Source organism: Pseudomonas sp. GW821-FHT03C07, assembly GCF_059420925.1.
The window spans coordinates 62923-85097 of record NZ_JBWKUQ010000003.1 but is presented as its reverse complement, the minus strand read 5'-3'; the positions used below and the strand labels follow the sequence as shown (position 1 = coordinate 85097).

The 22175-nt window shown below is 60.5% G+C and carries 19 protein-coding genes; 11 read left to right on the top strand and 8 right to left on the bottom strand.

What is annotated here, in order from left to right; genetic code table 11:
- Nucleotides 1-190: 190 nt before the first annotated feature.
- Nucleotides 191-709, top strand: a complete 519-nt coding sequence (locus AC07VG_RS06530) for an ankyrin repeat domain-containing protein (protein WP_100939051.1) — start codon at nt 191-193, stop codon at nt 707-709.
- On the opposite strand, the gene AC07VG_RS06525 is transcribed toward AC07VG_RS06530, so the two are convergent.
- From AC07VG_RS06525 to AC07VG_RS06495, 7 genes are all read right to left on the bottom strand, one after another.
- Complete coding sequence (locus tag AC07VG_RS06525; RefSeq protein ID WP_495020688.1) at nt 636-1076, bottom strand: hypothetical protein; 441 nt, start codon at nt 1074-1076, stop codon at nt 636-638. The two genes, AC07VG_RS06530 and AC07VG_RS06525, sit on opposite strands and share 74 nt — an antisense overlap.
- A 1295-nt stretch (nt 1077-2371) precedes the next feature.
- Nucleotides 2372-3280, bottom strand: a complete 909-nt coding sequence (locus tag AC07VG_RS06520; RefSeq protein ID WP_495020687.1) for a MurR/RpiR family transcriptional regulator — start codon at nt 3278-3280, stop codon at nt 2372-2374.
- Nucleotides 3281-3403: 123 nt separating this feature from the next.
- Complete coding sequence (locus tag AC07VG_RS06515) at nt 3404-4168, bottom strand: ABC transporter ATP-binding protein (RefSeq protein ID WP_494999808.1); 765 nt, start codon at nt 4166-4168, stop codon at nt 3404-3406.
- Between the two features lie 19 nt (nt 4169-4187).
- Entirely contained in the window at nt 4188-5300 is a 1113-nt protein-coding gene (locus AC07VG_RS06510; RefSeq protein ID WP_495020686.1) for a succinylglutamate desuccinylase/aspartoacylase family protein, read from the bottom strand.
- Nucleotides 5301-5309: 9 nt separating this feature from the next.
- The gene (locus AC07VG_RS06505; protein ID WP_494999810.1) at nt 5310-6008 is read right to left on the bottom strand and encodes an ABC transporter permease; all 699 of its coding nucleotides are present in this window, start codon (nt 6006-6008) and stop codon (nt 5310-5312) included.
- A 13-nt stretch (nt 6009-6021) separates the two neighbouring features.
- Nucleotides 6022-6711 carry an ABC transporter permease gene (locus tag AC07VG_RS06500; RefSeq protein WP_494999811.1) on the bottom strand — a complete coding sequence of 230 codons (690 nt, stop codon included), beginning with the start codon at nt 6709-6711 and terminating at the stop codon, nt 6022-6024.
- A 90-nt stretch (nt 6712-6801) separates the two neighbouring features.
- Nucleotides 6802-7578 carry an ABC transporter substrate-binding protein gene (locus AC07VG_RS06495; RefSeq protein ID WP_494999812.1) on the bottom strand — a complete coding sequence of 259 codons (777 nt, stop codon included), beginning with the start codon at nt 7576-7578 and terminating at the stop codon, nt 6802-6804.
- 272 nt (nt 7579-7850) lie between these two features.
- Here AC07VG_RS06495 and AC07VG_RS06490 point away from each other — a divergent pair, with 272 nt between their 5' ends.
- From AC07VG_RS06490 to csrA, 7 genes are all read left to right on the top strand, one after another.
- Complete coding sequence (locus tag AC07VG_RS06490; RefSeq protein WP_494999813.1) at nt 7851-8381, top strand: hypothetical protein; 531 nt, start codon at nt 7851-7853, stop codon at nt 8379-8381.
- Nucleotides 8382-8469: 88 nt separating this feature from the next.
- Nucleotides 8470-8664: a PLDc N-terminal domain-containing protein gene (locus tag AC07VG_RS06485; protein ID WP_494999814.1), complete on the top strand. Its 195-nt coding sequence runs from the start codon at nt 8470-8472 to the stop codon at nt 8662-8664.
- Nucleotides 8665-8909: 245 nt separating this feature from the next.
- Nucleotides 8910-9098 (top strand): hypothetical protein, encoded by a 189-nt coding sequence (locus AC07VG_RS06480; protein WP_191488733.1) that lies wholly within the window; start codon nt 8910-8912, stop codon nt 9096-9098.
- 177 nt (nt 9099-9275) lie between these two features.
- A complete protein-coding gene (gene speE / locus AC07VG_RS06475; protein WP_494999815.1) occupies nt 9276-10151 on the top strand; it encodes a polyamine aminopropyltransferase in 876 nt (291 codons plus the stop codon).
- Nucleotides 10152-10365: 214 nt separating this feature from the next.
- Complete coding sequence (locus tag AC07VG_RS06470) at nt 10366-11181, top strand: SDR family oxidoreductase (RefSeq protein ID WP_495020685.1); 816 nt, start codon at nt 10366-10368, stop codon at nt 11179-11181.
- Between the two features lie 65 nt (nt 11182-11246).
- Nucleotides 11247-11579, top strand: a complete 333-nt coding sequence (locus AC07VG_RS06465; RefSeq protein WP_495020684.1) for a YnfA family protein — start codon at nt 11247-11249, stop codon at nt 11577-11579.
- A 168-nt stretch (nt 11580-11747) separates the two neighbouring features.
- Entirely contained in the window at nt 11748-11948 is a 201-nt protein-coding gene (gene csrA / locus AC07VG_RS06460; RefSeq protein ID WP_494999818.1) for a carbon storage regulator CsrA, read from the top strand.
- Between the two features lie 3 nt (nt 11949-11951).
- Here the strand turns inward: csrA and AC07VG_RS06455 are convergent, their stop codons facing one another.
- Nucleotides 11952-12179, bottom strand: a complete 228-nt coding sequence (locus tag AC07VG_RS06455) for a YheU family protein (protein WP_248802340.1) — start codon at nt 12177-12179, stop codon at nt 11952-11954.
- Nucleotides 12180-12353: 174 nt separating this feature from the next.
- Between AC07VG_RS06455 and AC07VG_RS06450 the strand changes: the two genes are divergently transcribed.
- The 3 genes from AC07VG_RS06450 to AC07VG_RS06440 all read left to right on the top strand — a co-directional run bounded on the left by AC07VG_RS06450 (nt 12354) and on the right by AC07VG_RS06440 (nt 22169).
- Nucleotides 12354-13178 (top strand): DNA/RNA non-specific endonuclease, encoded by an 825-nt coding sequence (locus AC07VG_RS06450; protein ID WP_495020683.1) that lies wholly within the window; start codon nt 12354-12356, stop codon nt 13176-13178.
- Nucleotides 13179-13397: 219 nt separating this feature from the next.
- Nucleotides 13398-17288, top strand: a complete 3891-nt coding sequence (locus AC07VG_RS06445) for a dermonecrotic toxin domain-containing protein (RefSeq protein ID WP_495020682.1) — start codon at nt 13398-13400, stop codon at nt 17286-17288.
- 15 nt (nt 17289-17303) lie between these two features.
- The gene (locus tag AC07VG_RS06440; protein ID WP_494999821.1) at nt 17304-22169 is read left to right on the top strand and encodes an NEL-type E3 ubiquitin ligase domain-containing protein; all 4866 of its coding nucleotides are present in this window, start codon (nt 17304-17306) and stop codon (nt 22167-22169) included.
- The last annotated feature ends 6 nt before the right edge of the window (nt 22170-22175 follow it).

Sequence of the window (22175 nt, the reverse complement as noted above, 5' to 3'; positions counted from 1 at the left end):
GATGGGCCATCGTGCATCCTGCATTTTGCCGATGTTCGGCCGTTCAGCGTGGCCCTGATATCGGACGGCCCGCTTGCGTTTATTGATTGTTTCTATGGAAGCGCTTGAAAAATAAGGCATGACAGCGAGCGGGGGGCTCGGGAAACTGGAGGCCTTTAATGCTCTGTCCAGCCACGCCAAGGAGAAGCCCATGTCCGACCAGGCCCGACAAATGACCGAAGATGAAGCCGCCGAGTTCGCCGAGCAGGTGTTCGACGTGGCGCGCAAGGGCGATGCGCCGATGCTCGCGGCGCTGCTGAGCAAAGGCCTGCCGCCGAACCTGCGTAACCACAAGGGCGACACCTTGTTGATGCTGGCCAGTTATCACGGGCATGCCGATGCGGTGCGTGTATTGCTGGAGCACAAGGCTGACCCGCAGATACAAAACGATAATGGTCAGAGCCCGATTGCCGGTGCGGCCTTCAAGGGCGACCTGGAGATGGTTCGCTTGCTGATCGAAGGCGGGGCCCAGGTCGAGGGGACGTCGAAGGACGGTCGCACGGCGCTGATGATGGCGGCGATGTTCAATCGCACCACGATCGTCGATTACCTGCTCAGCCAGGGCGCCGATCCCCGGGCCCAGGACGCCAACGGTGTCACCGCACTGGCCGCGGCACAGACCATGGGCGCGCAGGACACGGCGGCGCAGTTGCAGAAGATCCTTGGCTGATGCTGTGAAACACCGGAGGTCTAGCCCTGTCTTCGGCACTCCGCTGTCTCGCACAGGGTGGTGGGGGCAGGCTGATTTCATCGCCATTGAGTTCCGCCGTTTCGAGCAAACGTGAAACGTAGGTCAGCGCGTCATGGGCATTGATGCCCGGTTGGATGTCGAACAGCGTGGGCTTGCAGGGATCTTCGGGGATGACGGGTTTGGAGCAGGTGAGCATGAGGGCATCGAGCAAACGGTGCGTGTTTGTCGGATCTGACTCAGCCTTGTTTGAAGGGGCTTCAAGGACTTTACGCAGGTACAGATCTCTGTCGGCAGTGCTGGAGGCGGTGCGAACAGTCGGCGGATCGGGGGTAATTTTCTTGGTCATGGTGACCTCCCTATTCAAATTTAGGAGTTCGCCATTTCGTTTCCACGCGAAGGGTGGCGAACTGTGCGCGGGGTGGAAAACCGGAGAATAGGAACCCGGCACACCATAGGTGTCCCACGCACAGCCCGCCATAAAGCGAAGACAAAAAAGCCGCTTATGCGGCCATGTGCGCCGATTCCTTTACGAGTTTCCACACCCGTGTCGCTGAATTTGCAGCGACGGTCAAACTCTAGCCCCCGCTTTTGGCGCACGCAATATTCTCCCACGGCTGAGGTGCGAGGGAAATATAGGATTGAGTTGTGGGATTTTTCGTGACAAAGCGAGGTGCTGACGAGTTACCCTATTTACTTGCCTCTCTAATATTTACGTTAATTTCTTTAGTTATTCGATGTTCCTGACGTTCGAGGGGCTTTGCTTCATAGGGTGAATTTAAATTTTTACGAGTGTTATAAGGACGTGGTTTAGTTTTGCTTCGTATATTTCGTGCCATTTTTCCATAGAGAAATTTTGTATTGTGTACGAGTCGTTGCTGTCGTTGTGACATATGACGCAGCGCAAGGTCCCCATGACAAACCAGACTAAGAACTCTTTGAATTCGTTCGATGGTTTCGGAGTAGGATTTTTTAGTACTTTTTCTATATCGTCCACGAGTTTGTTGAGTGAGTCTGCATTGAATTTTTGCTCTTCGAATAATTCGAAGCAGAATGTTCCAGCAATAAGGTCGTCCTTGTTTTTTAGAATTTCATTCTCTAGTGCATTCATAAAGGTAAATCCTTGAGTTTGTCAGCAGCCAGGCCCGGTTCTCTTTGTTGCTTTGGCAGACTTTTCTGTATTGTACGTCCCGTCAAAATTAAACACTCCTTTTGATGAGTTTTTCGATGAAAATGTTTCTATGTGATCCTTGTGCATGCCATCCATGTAATAGTAGTCGCCAGACTTGAATTTAACACTATCAACTGTCGCTTTTTCCGTCATTTTAAATATTTGCTGGCCTTGATAGGTTTTCCCTGTCCTAAAAGATGCACGCTCCAGTATTTCGCCTAATGGGGTGCCGCTAATAGGGTTGTTGGTCAGGCCTAGTGGGTCAACCCACCCCGCCGGATTCGGTGCGTACTGGTAAAAATTCAGCAGGTAGGAATGGTCTTTATAAAGATCTGAAATTACTGATTTGAAAGCGCATGGCGTGCCAGCGAAGCTTTTGGCGATCTCACGGGCCCGTTCGCTGCGCTGCGACGTCCCGACAAGCCCGGCTCAGGTTGGTGGGATACGCAAAACTTGCGTTCGACGCTGAACGCTCACTTCTTTGACGGTTTGTTGCTGCCGGGTAGGTGCAGGTAGGACATCACGCTTTCAGTCAGTTCGGTCGCCAGTTTCACGGCTTCCTTGTTGCGCGCCATCACCCCGGCCACCAGGCCTTCGATCAAGGCCAGGACTGCGATGTTGGAACTGGTCAACACGGCGTGGTCGGCCGGGGCAAAGAGCACGTGCTGGGCGATGCCGGTCAGCGGCGAGGCCGGGGAGTCGGTGATGGCCAGCACCTTGGCGCCACGCTCATGGGCAAACCGCGAGAGCTGCAAGGTGTCGAGGGAATAGCGCGGCAACGAGATCGCCAGGAGAACGTCCTGGTCGGTGATGGCCGCCAGTCGATAAGCAGCGTTTTCGTTACCGCCCTCCATGCTGATGGCGCTGGCGTCGGCGCAGAAGGGCATCAGGGTCGAGGCCGCGAGACCAGCCATATAGACGCTGTTGCCAAACCCGAGGATGTAGATCTTGCGGGCCTGGGTCAGGCAGGTGACAAAAGCTTCAAAGGTGTCGGGGTGGTTGTTGGTACCCGCGGTGCCAAGGTTGCTGATCGCACTCTCGATCTGTTCATGCAGGCCGAAGGCGCCGCTGGGGCGATGGGCCAGTTCGTTGCGCAGTTTGTCCACCGGCGACACCATCTGCTGCAAGGTCGCCACCAGTTCGGCCTTCATGCCGGTGTAGCCCCCCAGGTTCAACGCCTTGGCCAGGCGATTGACCGCGGCGGGCGAGGTGGCGGTGGCCTGCGCCATCTCTTCGATGGTCAGGGTCGCGGCTTTCAAGGGGTGGCGCAGGATGAAGTCGGCTACCTTGCGTAGCGATGGCTGCAGGTCGGCAACGATTTCCGCCAGTTTGCGCATCACCGGTGCGGCATAGACCGTGGTGTTCTTCGAGGGGGTCGGCATATCCGGCTCAACATGTTCGGGGGGTTGGAAGGCAGGGTGCCTGGGCATAAGGTGGGCGCCAGTGTAGCCGAAGCCGACCGTCGACGTGCAGGGCACGGCAACGGTCGGGGCGTGAGGCGAGGGTTATTTCAAGCTGCCACAGAGGAACTGCCGGAGACGTTCGGACTGGGGCGTGAGCAGCACTTCGCGCGGGTTGCCGCGTTCTTCGACCTGGCCCTGGTGGAGGAATACCAACTGGTTGGAGACTTCCCTGGCAAAGCCCATTTCATGGGTGACCACGACCATGGTGCGTCCCTCCAGGGCCAGGTCCTGCATGACTTTGAGCACCTCGCCGACCAGCTCCGGGTCGAGCGCCGAGGTCGGTTCGTCGAAGAGCATCACTTCCGGCTCCATGGCCAGGGCCCGGGCAATCGCCACGCGCTGCTGTTCGCCGCCGGACATGTGGGCCGGATAGGCGTTCAGGCGGTGCCCCACGCCGACCTTGTTCAGGTAGTGTTCGGCCTTTTCCCGGGCCTCCTTGCGGGGCACGCCGAGGACCTGCACCGGGGCCTCCATGACGTTTTCAACGGCGCTCATATGTGACCAGAGATTGAAGTGCTGAAACACCATCGCCAGTCGCGAGCGCATGCGTTGCAGCTGCTTTGGCTCGGCGGCCTTGAGCCCGCCCGAGGCATTGGCCACCAGCTTGAGCTGTTCGCCATTGAGGCGGATGCTCCCGGCATTGGGTTGTTCGAGCAGATTGATGCAGCGCAGGAAGGTGCTTTTTCCGGAGCCGCTGGAGCCGATAAGGCTGATCACATCCCCGGCTTTTGCCTCCAGCGACACGCCCTTGAGCACCTCGTGGTCCCCGTAGCTTTTGTGCAGGTCCTGAATTTCAAGTTTGTTCATGTTGTCCACTCTGCTGAAGTCAGTCGCTGAGCAAGCGACCCTGGCGAATCGGGGTACGGCCGGCGACTTTGGCCAGCCACAAGCCGGGTTGGGCAAAACGCAGGCGTTCGCGGGCATAGAGGATGCCGTCGGTGCTGGCGGTCACTACGCTGTGCTGGTCGGTCAGTGGGTCGATGACTTCGAACAGCGGGTCGCCGACCTTGACCTGTGCGCCCAATGGCTGCAGGAAACTGACCACGCCCGGGTGCGGCGCATAGGCATATTGCGCCCCGGCGAACGGGGTGGCTTCGCAGCAGAAGTCTGGCGCGGCCGGCCATTGACCGCTGATCAGGCCCTGTTCGGCGAGGTAGCCGAGGATCTGCTCGGCGCTGGCGATACAGGGCGCGCGATCGGTGTCGGCCATGCCCCGTAACTCAATGGTGGAGGCGACGCAGGCAAGCGGGATATTAGCCCACGGGAAGCGTTGGGCCAGTTGCACCCAAGGGCTGGCACAGGCTTCATCGAAGGCATTGCCGCCGGCATCCTCGGCCAGCAGGGCGGCGCCGGCTCCCAGGCGCGCGGCCAGGGAACGCAGGCGTGACCAGTTTTGCGGCAGGGCGTAGAGCAGCATGATCGACTCGAAGTCGCAGTGCAGGTCCAGCACCACATCGGCATCGCAGGCATGGCGCAACAGCAGGCGCCGCAATCCGTCGAGTTCCGAGGTCGCCGGCGGCAGGTGCTCGATGACCTTGAGCATGGCGCCCCGAATCGACCTGACATTGGTCTCGGCGTCTGCCCCCAGCTGGCCTTCCAGCTGTTGGGCCACGGCATCGGTCAGTTGCACAAAGTCGCGATTGAAGTTGCTCCCGCTGGAGAACTCGAAGCGGCCCTGATGGGTGGCCTGGAACATCTGCCCGATGCCGATGGGGTTCGCCATCGGTACCAGTTCGATGACCCCGGTCAGGCGCCCCTGATCTTCCAGTTCGCGCAGACGGCGCTTGAGTTCGACGGCGACGCGCATGCCCGGCAGTTCGTCGGCGTGCAGGGAGGCCTGGATGTAAGCCTTGCGCGAGCCGCTGCCGAATCGAAACAGCGACAGTCGGCGTTCGGTGCCCGTGGCGCTCCAGGGCAGGACGTAGTTAATCGGCTGCATGGGGATTCCTTAGTGCTTGCGTGGCGCCAGATACGCCAGCCAATGGCGCTCGGCCAGCTTGAACAGACGCACGAGGACGAAGGTCATGGCCAGGTAGATCAGGCCGGCGGTGATAAAAGCTTCGAACGGCAAATAGAAGCGTGCACTGACGGTGCGCGCCGCGCCGGTGATATCGACCAGGGTGACGATCGACGCCAGGCTGGTGGTTTGCAGCATCATCAGCACTTCGTTGCTGTACTGCGGCAGCGCCCGGCGCAAGGCCGAGGGCAGGAGAATGCGCCGGTACAGGGTCATGCGTGACATGCCCATGGCCCGGGCGGCCTCGACTTCGCCGCCGGGCGTCGACTTCAGGCTGCCGGCGAGCAACTCGGCGCTGTAGGCGCTGGTATTGATCGCAAAGGCCAGGCAGGCGCAAAAGGTCGCACTCGACAGGTAGGGCCAGAGCAGGCTCTGACGGACCGCTTCGAACTGCGCCAGGCCGTAGTAGATCAGGAACAATTGCACCAGCATCGGCGTGCCACGGATCACATAGGTGTACAGCCAGGCCGGGAAGTTGAGCAGCGGCGAGCGGGAAACCCGCAGCAGCGCCAGCGGGATGGCCAGCATCAGGCCCAGGCCCAGGGCAATCAGCAGCAGCTTGAGGGTCAACAAGGCACCGCCGAGATACAGCGGCAGGTTTTGCCAGATCACGTTGTAATCGAGAATCATCGGTGTTCTCCACTCACAGCTCGGCGGCTTTGATGCCGACCGAATAGTGTTTTTCCAGGTAGCGCAGTACCAGCAGCGACAGGCTGGTCAGCATCAGGTAGAGCGCCGCCACGGCCAGGAAGAACGTGAAGGGCTCATGGGTCGCATCCGCGGCGTTCTTGGCCTTGAACATCATGTCCTGCAGGCCGATCACCGAGATCAGTGCGGTGGACTTGGTCAGCACCAGCCAGTTGTTGGTGAAGCCGGGAATGGCGAAGCGAATCATCTGTGGCAGCAGAATCCGCCGGAACACCTGCGGGCCGCTCATGCCATAGGCCGCCCCGGCTTCGCCCTGGCCGCTGTGAATGGCCATGAAGGCGCCGCGAAAGGTTTCCGAGAGATAGGCGCCGAAAATGAAGCCCATGGTGCAGACACCGGCCATGAACGGGTCGATGTCGATGTAGTGGGTGTAGCCGAGCGCAAGGGCCAGGCGATTCACCAGGTCCTGGCCGCCATAGAAAATCAGCAGAATCAGTACCAGGTCGGGGATACCGCGGATCAGGGTGGTATAGCCCTCGCCGAGCCGCGCCAGCCATTTGAGCGGTGATAAACGAAACGCTGCACCGATCAGACCCAGGGCAATGGCCATGGCCATGGCGCTCAGGGCCAGATTGATGGTCAGCCAGGCACCTTCGAGAATGCTCGATCCGTAGCCGTGGAGCATGATGAAGTTCCTCGCCCGAAACGCCGATGGCGCGCGGGACAAGCGGGAGAAGGGCGCCCGCATCAAGCGGGCGCCAGGTCACGGGGAGGCTTACTCGCCGTAGATATCGAACGCGAAGTACTTGGCCTGTATCTGTTGATACTGGCCGTTGGCGCGGATGGCATCGATGGCCGCGTTCAGGCGCGTGGCGTTCGCGGTATCGCCCTTGCGCAGGGCGATACCGGCGCCCCGACCGAAGTATTTCGGCTCGTTGATATCTGGCCCGACCAGGGCGAAGCCCTTGCCTGCCGGCGTTTTGATAAAGCTCTCGTCGGTGTTGACGATGTCGGCGAGGGTGGCGTCCAGACGACCCGAGGCCAGGTCAAGAAAGGCTTCGTTCTGCGAGGAGTAGCGGACGATCTCGACCCCGGCTTTCTCCAGTTGTTCGGTGGCGAAACGGTCGTAGGTGGAGGCGCGTTGCACGCCGACTTTCTTGCCCTTGAGATCCACCAACGGATCGTGGATCAGGCTGCCGGCCTTCATCGCGAACTTACCCGGTGTGTGGTAGTACTTTTTGCTGAAGTCGACCGACTTCAAGCGGTCGTCGGTGATCGACATCGACGACAGCACCGCATCGATCTTGCGCACCTTGAGCGAGGGAATCATGCCGTCGAATTCCTGGATCACCCATTGGCACTTGACCTTCATCTCGGCGCACAGGGCATTGCCGATGTCGTAGTCGAAACCCCCGAGGTTGCCTTCCGGGGTCTTGTAGGAGAAGGGCGGGTAGGCGGCTTCGATACCGATACGCAGACTGTCCTCGTCGGCATGGGCCAGGATGCTGAAGGCGCAGAGGGCCAGGGCACCTAGAAGTCCTGTCTTGTTCATATTGTTGACTCCTGTTGTTGGGGGGCGGTTCTGAAACGTGAGCGAGGTGCCGTCCGGACTGGCGTAGCGGGTGGGCCCGCAGGATTTTGTCGTGGCTATAAATGACACGTTTTATTTCATAAATCAATTTTATGAAAAAAATAATGCCAGATTCTGGCCCGGCAATGCCGTCCGCAGGCGCGCCAGCAGGGATTCAGGCGCGGACGGTCCGGCCCCAGGGGGAATTGGTGTATCCTTCGCGGCCGTCATTTTCTCCGCTGCAGGACCTGCCCATGAAAACCGCCCTCGTCGAACTCATCAGTAAAATCAGCTCCGGCTGCATGAGCGAGGCCGAAATCCTGCAGATCGCCGATGAAGCCGCCCAGGCCTATGCCGACACGGCCGGTTTCCTGGCGGCCAACCCGGACATCAACTACGACGACAGCTTTCCGATGCCCCTGGGCGAGTGGGTGGTGGTCGGCAGCTTGCCCGAGACCGTTCTTTTCCAGGCCGACACCTACATGGATCTGTTCGCCAGGATCGTCGAGTCCTTCGGCAAGGATGTGCCTTTCAACATCAAGCCCAAGCAGCTGGCCAAGGTCGAAGCCTTGACCGCGTTGAACCGCATCCAGGTTCAACTGAGCAGCATGAGCCCGGAAATGGGTGGCTACGTGCTGGTGAATTTCAGTCAGTTGCTCGACGACGAACTCCAGGCGGTGCTGGTCTACGGCAATGACCTGCCGCGGGTACTGGCCCTGTGCGAGGAAGTCGGGATTGTCGCCGCGCCGTCCCTGGAAGCCCTGCGGGTCGCTCTGCACGTCTGAGCCCCCGCCGCGAGGGATCGGCAATAAAGTGAACCCTGGCACAGGCCGGCTATCCTATGGGGGCAGATCCTCATCAAGGAGCAAGACCATGGGTTCCACTTTCAACGGCCTGATCGGCCTGATCATCCTGGCGCTGGATATCTGGGCCATCCTCAATGTGCTGAAAAGCACTGCCGAAACCGGGATGAAGATCCTCTGGATCTTGCTGATCATCCTGCTACCGGTGCTCGGCCTGATCATCTGGGCGATCGCCGGGCCGCGTGGCAATCTCAATCTACGCTAGTGGCCCTGAAGGCAGGCTTGAGCCTGGTGTCGATCCGGGAGAGGGTTGTGGCACCTCTCGATGGCGTTTCGGAAATTGCCTACGCCTTTTGTTGTAGGGGGCTGATGGCGTTTACACGGATGAAGTCCTAGGTTTTGAGCAGGGTAAAAAAGCTTGGACGCTTTGCCCCCTGGCCCCTCCTGGATTCAAGGGAGGAGCTGACCCGAAACCCTACGCTAAAGGATTAGCCCATGCAGGAGATGAGTATGGAACAGGCCCAGCTTGAGAAAACCCATGTCGAGATTGCCAAGCTTATCGCCGAGCAACGCAAGCTCAATGCCGAGGCGGGGAAGATGACACGTGAGACATTCTGGTACCCGGTCGCGATTGCCGTTGGCTTTGTCGGTACCGTGTCGACGGTTACCGCATTGCTGATCAAATATCTCGTTCCTTGAGTGCAGAAGCCGACGACCTGTGCCCAGCGAAGGTTCGACCTGTCATCGTTCGCAACGTAGAATGCGCGCCTTTCTCGGATTATCGCGGCAATGGCCATTAGCGCCCGTTGCTTGTTCGATAGCCCGCCATGGGCGGGTAACCGTCCGTTGTCACTCGCATTCACCGGAGCACTTCCCATGAGCAATACGCCTGAAACCCACTACCAGGAAACCCTCTACGAAGGCTACGGCCAGCGCTTTCGCATGGACAAGCTGCTGCACGAAGTGCGCACCGAGCACCAGCACCTGGTGATTTTCGAAAACGCCCGCATGGGTCGGGTCATGGCCCTGGACGGTGTCATCCAGACCACCGAAGCCGACGAATTCATCTACCACGAAATGCTCACCCATGTGCCGATCCTCGCCCATGGCAGCGCCAAGCGCGTGCTGATCATTGGCGGTGGCGACGGCGGCATGCTGCGTGAAGTGGCCAAGCACCGCGGCGTCGAGCACATCACCATGGTCGAGATCGACGCCACCGTGGTCGACATGTGCAAGCAGTTCCTGCCGGAGCATTCCAAGGGCGCGTTCGACGACGCACGGCTGAACCTGGTGATCGACGACGGCATGCGTTTTGTCGCCACCACCGAGGAAAAGTTCGACGTCATCATCTCCGATTCCACCGATCCGATCGGTCCCGGGGAAGTGCTGTTCTCCGAAAACTTCTACCAGGCCTGTCGGCGCTGCCTGAACGAAGGTGGCATTCTGGTGACCCAGAATGGCACACCGTTCATGCAGTTGTCCGAAGTGCAGACCACTGCGGGACGCCTGCGTAGCCTGTTCCCGGACTGGCATTTCTACCAGGCCGCGGTACCGACCTACATCGGCGGTGCCATGACCTTCGCCTGGGGCGCGACCAACACCGCGTCGCGCAAGTTGTCGCTGGAAACCCTGCGCCAGCGTTTTGCCGGCAGCGGTATTGTCACTCGCTACTACAACCCCGAGATCCATATCGGCGCGTTTGCCTTGCCGCAATACGTGTTGCAGGCGGTGAACAAGCCGAGCAACGACTGATACTGCGCCAGCCAGTGGGTTCGCGATGACCGTCAACCCGGCCATCGCGAACCGGCGTCAACCCGGGATGTTCATATCCTGTCCAGCCCCCCCCTGGGACCATCCTCGGTCGCCACTTTGCCTGGAGCATTCAGCAATCTGATGGTGCATGGGCCTTTGGGCGTCCTTCGCTACACTGCCGACCATCGTCCTCAGAACCCACAAGGTATCTGCTATGCACAATCGCATCATGATCACTGGCGCCGGCTCCGGTCTTGGCCGCGAAATCGCACTGCGCTGGGCCCGCGAAGGCTGGCGCCTGGCGCTGTCGGATGTCAGCGATCCGGGCCTGCAGGAAACCCTCCGGCTGGTGCGCGAAGCCGGCGGCGACGGTTTCACCCAGCGCTGTGACGTGCGTGACTACAGCCAGCTGACGGCTTTTGCCCAGGCTTGTGAGGTCAAGTTCGGCGGCATCGATGTGATCGTCAACAACGCCGGCGTCGCCTCGGGTGGGTTCTTCAGCGAGCTGTCGCTGGAAGACTGGGACTGGCAGATCGCGATCAACCTGATGGGGGTGGTCAAGGGCTGCAAGGCATTCCTGCCGCTGCTGGAACAGAGCAAGGGCAAGATCATCAATATCGCCTCCATGGCGGCGCTGATGCAGGGACCGGCCATGAGCAACTACAACGTGGCCAAGGCCGGTGTGGTGGCGTTGTCGGAAAGCCTGTTGATCGAACTGGCGCAGCAGGAAGTCGGTGTGCACGTGGTCTGCCCGTCGTTTTTCCAGACCAATCTGCTGGACTCTTTCCGCGGGCCTACGCCGGCGATGAAGGCCCAGGTCGGCAAGCTGCTGGAAAGCTCGCCCATCAGCGCGAGCGATATCGCCGACTACATCTACACCCAGGTCGGCCTGGGCGAGTTCATGATTCTGCCCCACGAGCAGGGGCGCATGGCCTGGGCCCTCAAGCAGAAGAATCCGCAGTTGCTCTATGACGAAATGACCCTGATGGCCGACAAGATGCGGGCCAAGGCCAAACAAGTCCCGCATTGAGCTTGCCCACGGATCGACGGCTGGTTAGGGTTGCCTGCAACGGGCAATCCTGACGGGTGTTTATCGTGATCAACTATCTGTGGTTCTTTCTCGCCGCGCTGTTTGAAATAGCCGGTTGTTATGCCTTCTGGATGTGGCTGCGGCTGGGCAAGAGCGCCTGGTGGGTCGCCCCGGCGCTGTTGAGCCTGACGCTGTTTGCGCTGTTGTTGACCAAGGTCGAGGCGACCTACGCCGGTCGGGTCTACGCGGCCTACGGCGGCATCTACATCGTGGCCTCCATCGCCTGGTTGGGCCTGATCGAACGTATCCGCCCGCTGGGCTCGGACTGGTTGGGCGCCGCCCTCTGCGTCCTTGGCGCGAGCGTCATCCTGCTGGGGCCGCGCTTTTCACAGGCCTGAGCCGGCTCCTCATCGGTAAAATCTCCGACTTTGCCAAGTAAGCAATCTGATTCTGTAGGGCGAATCGACCCTGTCGGTCAGGGCCGACTGATTTGCGGCGCGTGCATTGAAGGTGCTCAGCGGGGCGGGCAGTCTTGGGCGCTCATTAACCCTTGAGGATTGACTGCCATGCTTGTACTGAGCCGCGTCGTGGGCGAGATGATTTCCATCGGCGATAACATCACCGTGCGAATTCTCGCTGTTAACGGTAATCACGTTCGTTTTGGTGTCGAGGCACCGAAGCACGTCAATGTGCATCGGGCGGAAATCTACCGTCGGATCCTGACCAAGCTGGGTGAGCCGGAGCCGGCCAGCGACTCCGTTGTCTAGCGGTCAGTCAAAGAACTCTTTCGGCACCGCGTGCTTGGGCAGCAACTGGCATTGCTCGCTTTCGATATCGAAGAAGATCACCGCCTGGCCCTTGCTCAAGGCGTGACGCACGCGCAGCACGCGGGTTTCCTGGGGCGTGTCATCACCGTTGTCGGTGCCGTCGCGGCTGACGAAATCTTCGATCAGGCGGGTGAGGGTATCGGGTTCAAGTTGTTCGTAGGGAATCAGCATGGAATCGTCTCTTGCGGCTATGGGGCCTGATGCTACTGTGCCAGGGCGTGTCGGGCTACCTAATGACAGGTCTCGCGCGCATTTCGCCGTGTTCTGACAGACACCGGTAGCACAGAAGGTGTTCCCTTTCGGGTGGGCTGCCAAGGGCAGATCACGCGAATCAGGAACGACCGAATGAATCATCTCGTAGTACATCACCTCAGGCCGGCATTGCGCCCGGCCCTGACCCATATCCGTGGTGCCGCTGGCCGCCGGGGACTCTTGTGGGGACTGCTGCTGGGCCTGGGCGGCTGTGCCTCGCCATTACCCAGCCCGGTGCCGAGCCCTGGGCAGATCACCCTGCTTCGGGAGGGTTTTACCCTGACCTATGACTGTGCAAAGCGCACGGCGCTCAGGTACGAATATCGGCTCACCGCGGACATGGGCAATGTCAAACGACCCAAGGGTTTCGAACTGGATCCGGACCTGCCCGACGGGTGCGCGGGGCAACTGTCCGCCAAAGGCTACGGCGCCGTGCCCGGCTGGGACCGCGGGCATCTGGTGCCCTCCAATCAGATGGACCACAGCGAACTGGCGATTCGCCAGGCCCACTACATGAGCAATATCGTGCCCCAGGCCGCGCGCTTCAACCAGGGGATCTGGGTGCAAACGGAGGAGGTCTCCGAATGCTATCGCGACTTGGCGCCGGTGCAGGTTCATGGCGGCGTGGTCTATGGCGACACGGAGAACGACTTCTTCCTCGAGTCCCATGGCATCCGCACCCCGGATGCCTTCTGGAAAACCGTCCTGACCACCGGTGCGGATGGCCAGGCCCAGGCCATCAGTTGGTACATCCCCAATCAGGCAAAGCTGGAACCGCTGGACCGCTACATTCGCAGCATCGCCGAACTGGAGGCGTTGCTGGGAGCGGACAGCATAGCTATCGAGGCGAGCGACGAGGTCAAGGCACAGAAACCCGCACGTACCTGGCCCAGGCCCCCCAACTGTGACTTGGGCTAAGCGGACCTGAAACTTTTCATATCCAATCGTTATAAAAAATGGCGCGGTCGCCGGGTGGGTTTCGGTGCCTCGCCGCGTTGCATGGACAGGTGCTATCGGGCTATCCAAAGGATTTGGATTTAAGATTTAACTTACTGATAAACAATAAGTTTTTTGTGATTTTCAAGCCGCGTCAGGCTGATACCCTCGGTGAACATGGACGATCAAGGGTATTTCCGCATGTTGAAAGGATTGAGTGCCGGCGAACAACGTTTGATGCCGGAAGAACAGCGCAGTTTTCGCCGCCAGAGCGTCTTTGCTCAAAACACCCCGCGTTATCTGCGGCGCAGGGCCGCCGAGTACAACCTCTGGGCCGCCTTGGGCGAAAGCATGCGATTGAGCGAGTATTACCGTGATGAAATAGACACTGCGCTTGGTCAGTACCAGCCCCTGGGGCAATTTGCCGGGCTGCTGGTGGCCCGGGCGTTGGCGGATAACGGCCTGGGTCGCCTGGATCCGCGTCGGGATTGTTTGTTCATCGCGCCAAGCGCTGACGCCGACGGCGGGGAGACGGACATTCCAGCGCTCTCTCTGCTCGACAGCGCCTTGCAGGGCTTTGATCGTGTCGAGACGGTAGCCTCGGGTTTTCCCGCGGGCAGTGGCGTCCGCCGCCCGCTGGCGAGCGGCGAATACCGGGTGCATGAGGTCGAGCCGCACAGGCTGGCGCGGATTTTTCGTGAGCTGGACCTGGGCGGTCGTTATCAGGCGCACCTGCGGAGTGTTTTTTATTGTCCGCGGCGTCCGGGAGAGGAGCCTGTGTCGAGGCGCGATCCGCGGTTGTCTTTTCTGCTGGAGCGGCATCGTCAAGCCTGCATGCTGTTCGATGCCCATATCGCCTACCTGAACAGCGATATCGAACGGCCCGCCTATGAAATGCTGGTTCGGGTGTTGAATCTGGAACGTTCGGTCAACTGGGATGGCCAGGTGGTTCAGGCCAGCCATTTGTCGATGCTCGGCACCGCCCTGGAAGGGGTGCTGCTGTTTGCCGCCGCTGATGCCCTGACTCAAGAGGGACGGGCATGTGTGGTGTATCTGCCGAACGAACCCGCTTGCCCGTTCCGGGAACATTCATCGATAACGGCATTTTCCGCCTGGCTGGCGGAAAAGATCGGCATCGGTACGCAATATCGGTATTTCATCGCTCGCCTGGTGGATTACCGCGTGCTACCCGAATTCGACAAGGCGCTGTTTGAGCAGGCCGCCGAGCATTCGCGTGCGGGGGCGTGCTGGTCGTTCGCCCTTCGGCCCGCGGCCGCGGACTTGTTCAGCGAACTGGTGCACCTGCAATTGGGCAAGCTCGTCGACGATGCGCGGGCGCTGGCCGTTCCCACCGGGACCGAGGATCGGACGACACGCCTGGCCCGCTTGCGCCGTTGGCACGAGTGTGGGGTGTCGGCGGCGCAATTGTCGGTCTATGGCCTGCCGGAGCCGGGGCAACTGGTGTTGGGCGGGCGCTCCCGAACCTTGTTCGATCTGTTTTACGAAGGCTGGCGGGATTGGCGGGCGAGGGACCGCGTAGGGCTGGTGGATTCGCTGATGGCGCAGGCCATCAATCTGCTCGACCTGGACCCGGACGAGCGTGAACAGGTGTTCTGGGAGCGCGGTCGGCCGCAGGAGTCGGATTTCTGTGCCGGACTGATCGCAATCATGGGCGAGCAACGTGTCTTGCGCCTGTGGAATCCCGACGCGCATCCCTACGAGCACCGGCGGGCCATGTTCCTCGGCGAGTCGGATGCCGCAGGGGTACTGAGCGACGGTGAAGCGCGTTATGTGCGGATCGACACGAAAGTCTATCGCCTGGACGAGCAGGCATTCGACGGGCGCTGGCGTCTCAAGCATGCGACCCGTGCGGGTGCCTATTCGCCGCTGGTTTTGCACAACGGCGAAGGCGCCTGGCGGTTTGCCTTCGAGAATCCCGCGCAATGGTCGGATGAAATTTATCTGTTTCGCCGCCTGGGGCCGATTGCCGAAGGGTTGTCCGATGCGGTGGTGCGGCAGGTGCTCAGGGTCACAGGCACCGATGCCGCTGTGCTGCGCCGGCTGCATATCGATTTGATGCCCGTGCCGCGGGTGTTTAACGAAAGTGTCCGGCGATTCCGCCAGCGTGAGGCGCCGGGTGCCGCCGCCGAGGTGCTGCCCGACGCGGTGGTCGAGCCGGGGCCCCGGCAGTTTTTTCCCGAATTACCGGCATGGGTGGAGCAGGAACTGATTGCCGAGGCCAACGATGTGCAGCGGCAGCGGCTGCTGATTCAGGGGCAGATGCCCCTGGCCTTGTCCGAGGCCGCCCTGCGAAAGCGGCTGGAACTGACGGTCAATCGTGTCAACGCCGATTTCCTCCGCAATGACCGCACCTCCTTCGAAACCGACTGCCTGGCGTTCCATATGCTCGAGCGCTTGCCGGGCTGGCCGGATAACCTGCGACTGGAATTGCACTACGTGCGCAAGGCCGGACTGGGGAGCACCACCTTCGCCCTCGGCCGTGAGTCCGCCCAGTTGCAGCGGCGCCTGTCCGTCAGCGAGCAACGCAACGATGACTACCTTGTCCAGGACGCATCCAACAAACCGCTGGCCTCGGCCTCCAGTCTGGTACAAGCGGTGCTTCTGGCACTGTTGCCGGAGCAACGCACGGCCCTGGGCTTCAACGCCACCCAGCCCGGGCCATTGCGCGAGGCGCTGGTCGAGCTGGGGCTCAAGCATCGCCACCAGGCGGCGCGTTTATGTGCCCCGCCACGGCTCGCGCTACCCGAAGAGTACCCAGGCTACCCGTTGTTCGACAGCGTCCCTGGCGACGCGCGATGGCACGCCTTGATCGTCCGGGTGAACCGGCTCTACCCGTTGTTATCGATGGTGCAGATCCGCGTGTATCTGCAATCGTTGGGGACTGCGGAGCAGGCCGCCCTTGTGTTGGAATCGCGTGAACAGGAGCACGAACGGCTCAAGACGCAATTACGGGCCTGGGTCGAAGCGGCCGTTGCGGTTGATGACCCGCTCTCCGCCACCGGGGGCACCGCGGCAAGCCGAAAGCAACTGGCGTATTCGATCAAGCGGGCCTGGGAGCAGGGGGCGTGGTGTCTATCAGGTAAAACGCTGCGGGTGACGCTTGACCTGCAAGGGATGCGCGCGGGCCGTTTGCCGGAGCTGGACGGGGATATCGACTTCAGTCACGTCAGCGACCTGATCCTCAGGGATATGGCCTTGACGGATGCCGACCAAGGTTTTTTCACCGGCTTCACCGGGCTGCGCCGGCTGGATCTGAGCGACAACCAACTGACCGCCTTGCCGGACGCCTTGTGCGATATGGAACACCTGACCCATCTGTACCTGCAAGGCAATCGGATTTCCCTGACGGTACACAGTGCGGCGCTGCTGACGGACATGGCCTCTCTGGAAACACTCAACCTCAATGGCAATCCCCTCGCCGAGCTTCCAGAACTGAGCGGCTTGCCGGCCTTGCGGCAACTGATGCTGCGCAATACGGGCATTGATCGCTGGCCGAATGGGCTGTTCACGCGGTTGGCCCTGGAGGCACTGGATTTGCGGGATAACCGCATCGCCTCGATACCGTCTGAACTGTTCAATGCGCCCGCTGCGGTGACCCGTTATATCGGCTTGCAGAACAATCCCTTGTCCGAAGACAGCCTTGATCGGTTGGCGGCGCTCAAGCAGAACGCGGGGATCAGCCTGAGCGTGGCGCCACTTCCGAGCCGTGGCAGCGAGCAAGAGGAAGAGGATGCCTGGATCGAGTCCTTCGATCCGCAGGTACTGGCAACGGCGGCCTGCCAGGAGCGGCTGGCGGCACAGCGGTTGAAGTGGCGGCGCTTGCGTGCCGAACCTATGGCGCAGGGGTGTTTCCTGCTGTTTTGGCGCCTGCACCTGTGGTCGCGGGAGCAGAACCGGCAGAGGCGAGAGGAGACTGCCCGACGGGTCTGGTCGATCGTCGAGGCCGCTAGCCAGGACAGGCTCCTGCGTGAAGCACTGTTCAGCTATGCCGACGGGCCATACAGCTGCATCGAGAGTCTGGAAACGGTGGTCGCAGCCCTGGAAACCCAGATCGCGGCGGCGAACTTTTAAAAAAGGATATTTAAAATGTCAGCCACTACCCATCTTGTAACCGCTGTTCTCGACGAACACAGTGCCAACGAAGACGTGATCAATGCCAATGCGCCGCCCTGGTTGCTGGCAGCTCGCGCTGAAGATATCGCACGCCTGCGCGAATACCTGCGGCGCAGTCTTTTTTTCAAGGAAGAAGTGTCCGAATGGCTCAAGGATCTGAAAACCGTCCTGGGTTTTTGCGGGCCGGTGCTGGAGCACGCACTGCAGAGTCGATTCGGCCCGGGGCTGGATATCCACCGCGACCAGCTGAATATCGCCAATCGCTGGCCCTCACTGCCGCCGCCGACCGGGTCGACTCATTTCTTTCCGATGACGTATACCCGTCGCAGTTTGCTGGAAGCGGCCATGCAGAACTTCGCGGCGGACGAGCGCCTTCCTCCGCTGTCTCATATCAGACTGAGCGGCGACCAGAAACGGGTGGCAAAAATCGCCGTGGAGGATTTTGTCGAACTGGTCCGCCAGCTCGATCTGGGAAGGCTCTATCAATATCACCTGTGTAAGGTTTTTCATCTTCCGGAAAGTGACGAGGAGAGTGCGGAAGACAGCGGATTTCGTATCGAGTCCGCCATCGTGCGGCAAAAGAAAGCCGATAGGTTGGTGGATGCCTGCATTGCCTATCTGAAAAAGGACCTCGATGAGGCGAGTTATCGACAGGTCTGTAAATTGATCGAGCTGAATGTCGCCGTTGCCGCGGACGGTACGAAGATGATGGCCCACAATCTGTTGATGCTCGGGGTCAGGTTGTCTGGTGTATGCCTGTTCACGCTGGACAATGTGCCGCAGTCCGACAAGGACGGCCTGAAAAACCGGGTGCTGGTGCATATTCCCAACGATCCGCTCACGCGATTCAAACGCTATGCCTCGCTTGAGGCGTTCCACGCCGAGCTGCGCCGCCGACTTTGGCAACCCGAGTACGAGAAGTTCTTCTGTGGTTTTGTCAGTCAGCGCGAACTGCCGGGATTCCTGGCGCGCTTGAGGAAGAGCCTGACCCTGGAAACCCGTGACGCCGATGACAAGGTCAGGATATCGCTGAACCCGACGGCCGATTTGCAACTGAAGCTGGAGGTACTGAGTGGCGAGTTGTCTTTTCAGCTCTACCGGCAACAGATCCTGCGGCTGCAGGACGACGCGCGGGTCGTCGCGGTGCCCACCGAGGACGTCGATCAGGATGCCCGCCAGGCCAGGTATCTGTCTCACTTGAGCCTGGGCATGAGCCTGCTCAACCTGGCCGCTTTCGCCAACCCCTGGCTGGGCTTGTTGATGATGGGCGTGGCGGTCGGGCAACTGCTGGCGGAAACCTATGAGGGCTATCAGGATTGGCGGCGCGGTGAGCGCGACGAGGCCATTTCGCACATGATGTCGGTGGCCGAGGATATTGTGACCATGGTTGCCCTGGGCGTGGCCATGCACTGGGGAGGCAAGGCGCTCAAGGGATTCTTCCAACGGCACTCGGATTTTTTTGATGACCTGCTGCCAGTCCGCTCGAGCGATGGTCGCTATCGGCTATGGCAGCCCGATCTGTATGCCTATCGCCATGACGATCCCGGACTGGCGGGCCGGGCGCTGGACCACGAGGGGTTCTATCAGGCGGACGAAGCGGACGACGGACATCGATACCTGGATATCGCCGGTGAGCCTTACCGGGTTTACCGGGATGAGTCCGTCGGGGCCTGGCGCCTGCGGCATCCTCTTCGCGAGTCAGCCTACGAGCCAGTGCTTGAGCACAATGGCGCCGGGGCCTGGAGGTTGGTCCACGAATGGCCCTTGCAATGGCACGATCCGGTTTACCTGTTTCGGCGCCTGGGCCCTGACGTGCGCTTTTTGAGTGATGAAACGATAGAGCAAATCCTCTCGATTCAACGCCTCGACGAGTCGCAGTTGCGGCGGATCCATATGAGCCATGCAAAGATCCCGGCATCCCTGCTTGACTCGATAGGGCGTTTCCGACTGGATAACGAGTTGAATTGGCTGCTCGCGCCTGATACTGCACCGGCGTCGGCCGCCGCTCGCCTGCTCGACTTGAAACTGCAGATTCTGCCCAGCCTCAAGGGCTGGCCGCGGGATCGCGCACTCATGCTTCTGGACGGGACGGGCAAACCGCTGCGTGAATACGGGGTGGACCTGACATCGCAGCCGCAGAGCATAGTGTTGCGGGCCAAGGACATCGAAACGGATGGCCTGGCGGTGATCTTGAACAAACTGACGCTTTTGGAACGCCGGGAACTGCTCGGACCGGGGGCGGATCCCGACCAGGCGTCGATGCTGCTGGAGGGCGTGCTGCGCACGCATGTGCACGAGCAGCGCACGGCGGTGTTCGCGCGTCTCTACAGGTTGTGTTGCCTGACCGATGCCGGATTACCCGTGGGCTTGAGGCGCGGCTTCGCCGATTTGCCGGACGGGGTTTTGCGTGAAACCCTGGAGCAGGCGAATGCGCTGCTGAAAGGGCGATTGGGCTCCGGCGATCGCCTGCCCTTGCAGCTGATTGAAGAGGCGAACGAGAACCTGCGTGAGATTCGCCTCAACCACGCATTGGACAGTGGCTTTCTCAATAACCCCGGCAACCTGGATACTGTCAGGTTGCAGTTGTCCATGCTGAAAACCATGGGCGGGTGGCCGCCGGATCTGCGTGTGGAGATTCGCCAGCAACGTTTCGATGGTCCTCTGTTGAGCAAGATGGGCGATGACGATTGGCCTCGGCGCCGGGTGTTGGTCAGGACCGCGCAGGGATATCAGGCCTTTGATGACGAGGGCCTGAGCCTGGGGCCACTGATCAAGGGGCGCCACGCCCTGAGCGGTGCGGTATTGAGCGGCTTGCGACTGGTCGAGCGTGGGGCGATGGGGGTCAAGCTGGACGAAGCCGACTTGCTGCACAAGCTGCTGATGTCCAAGTTGATGGAGCGACCACGTGTCGAGCTCGAAGAGACCCTCGGCTTCCCTCCGCGCAAGCCCGGATACCGCTCGCTGGCCTGGCGCGACAGTGAGATGCAGGCCTGCCTGCGAGTCAGGCGTGGCGGTGTCTATGGGTCGCACCGAGGATTGCGCCGGTTGAGCCGACTGTATCCCGATCTCTGTGCGGCGGAAGTGCGCAATTTGTATGTTTCCCTGGGTGACGATCCGCTCCAGGTCAGAAGCCAGCTTGAGGGGCTCGAGGAGGAACTCAAGCAGTTGCGTTTGACGCTACGCAATTGGCGAGGGGCGGAGGGGAGCATTCAGCGGGCACATGCCTGGCTGGGTGGTGTCGATGAAAGTCGCGAGCAGGCGGCCGAGATCATCGAGCGTTGCTGGCGCTGGCAAACGCCTCGGACCTATGACGAGAATGGCGTGGTCATAGGCCGCAGCCTGAGTCTGGCGGGGTTGCGCGTCGACAGCTTGCCGAGCTTGCCCTTCGGCATCAGCTTCGATCATGTCACTGAACTGTCGTTGAAGAACATGAATGTGAAGCGTATTCCCGAAGACTTTCTCGAGCATTTTTCCAATCTGCGCAGACTGGAGTTGAACAACAATCGGTTGGAGGCCCTGCCGAACGCGATTGCCGATATGAGCCAGCTCAGGGAGCTGCACGCGCAGGACAACCGGATCACGCTGACCCAGGGCTCGATCAACGTACTGTCGAGCTTGCACCATCTTGAAGTCCTGAACCTGAATGGCAACTTCGATGTCCGTCTGCTGGACGTCGGCCAGATGCCGCACTTGCGCCGTTTGCACCTGCGGGGAACGGGAATCGACAGCTTGCCCACGGGGTTGTTGACGCGGATGCGTCTGTACGAAGCGGACCTGCGCGACAACCAGATCCAGACCATGCCGAGCGAGGCCTACACCGCGCCTTCGCCGATCAATCGGCGGATCATCCTGCGTAACAACCCCTTCACGGTTGACCATCAGAACCTGTTGGCCGCCTATCGGACACGTACCGGTATCACTTTCGGTATTCCGGATACGGAGCTGGAGTTGGACGAGTACAGTGCGCGTCAACGCTGGCTGGCCGATCTCGAGGCGGGCGCGCGCCGTGAAACGCTGGAGAACCTGTGGCAGAGCTTGCGGCAGGAGCCGGGTTCCGAGGAGTTTTTTGTGTTGTTGGGGCGACTGGGGGGCAGTGCCGAGTATCTGAAGATTCGCGCGGACCTGACGCGCCGGGTCTGGGGCGTGCTGGCGGACGCGGCCGAGAACACAACCTTGCGCAATGAACTGTTCGACCTGGCGGCCGATCCGCTGACCTGCGTCGACAGCGCCGCGCGAAACTTCAGCCATCTGGAAGTCCTGGTGTTGCTGGCCAGGGCCAGGACCCTGGCGGCCAAGAGCAATGAGCCGGCGGAACTGCTGAAGCTGGCGCGCGGACTGTTTCGCCTGGAGCGCATCGACGATATCGCTCGGGATCATGTCAAGACCCTGCACGGCGATCCCGAGATAGCGTCATCGAACGCGGTCGATGAGGTCGAAGTGCATCTGGCCTATCGGGTCGGCCTGGGGCGTTCGCTGTATTTGCCCGGGCAGCCGAAGGAGATGTTCTTCAGATCCATTGCCAATGTCACCGAGGAGCAGATCCTCGCGGCCCGAGGCAATATCCGCCTGGCGGAGAGCACGCCGGCCCTGAAGACTTTTATTGCTTCGCGCGATTTCTGGATTGATTACCTGAAAAAGAAATACCCGCGTGACTTTACCCGCTTCAACAAGCCCTTTCATGACCAGGAGGAGCAGTTGCTGACCCACTCCCCGGAGATGCTCAGCGCCAGCTATGCCCGGCGCTTGTCGACGTTGATGGAGACCCGCATGGCCGAGGAGCAGACCTTTCTCGAGGCGTTGACCCAGCACGAAATGGATGAACATCCCGCCCCGTTCTGAGTCGGC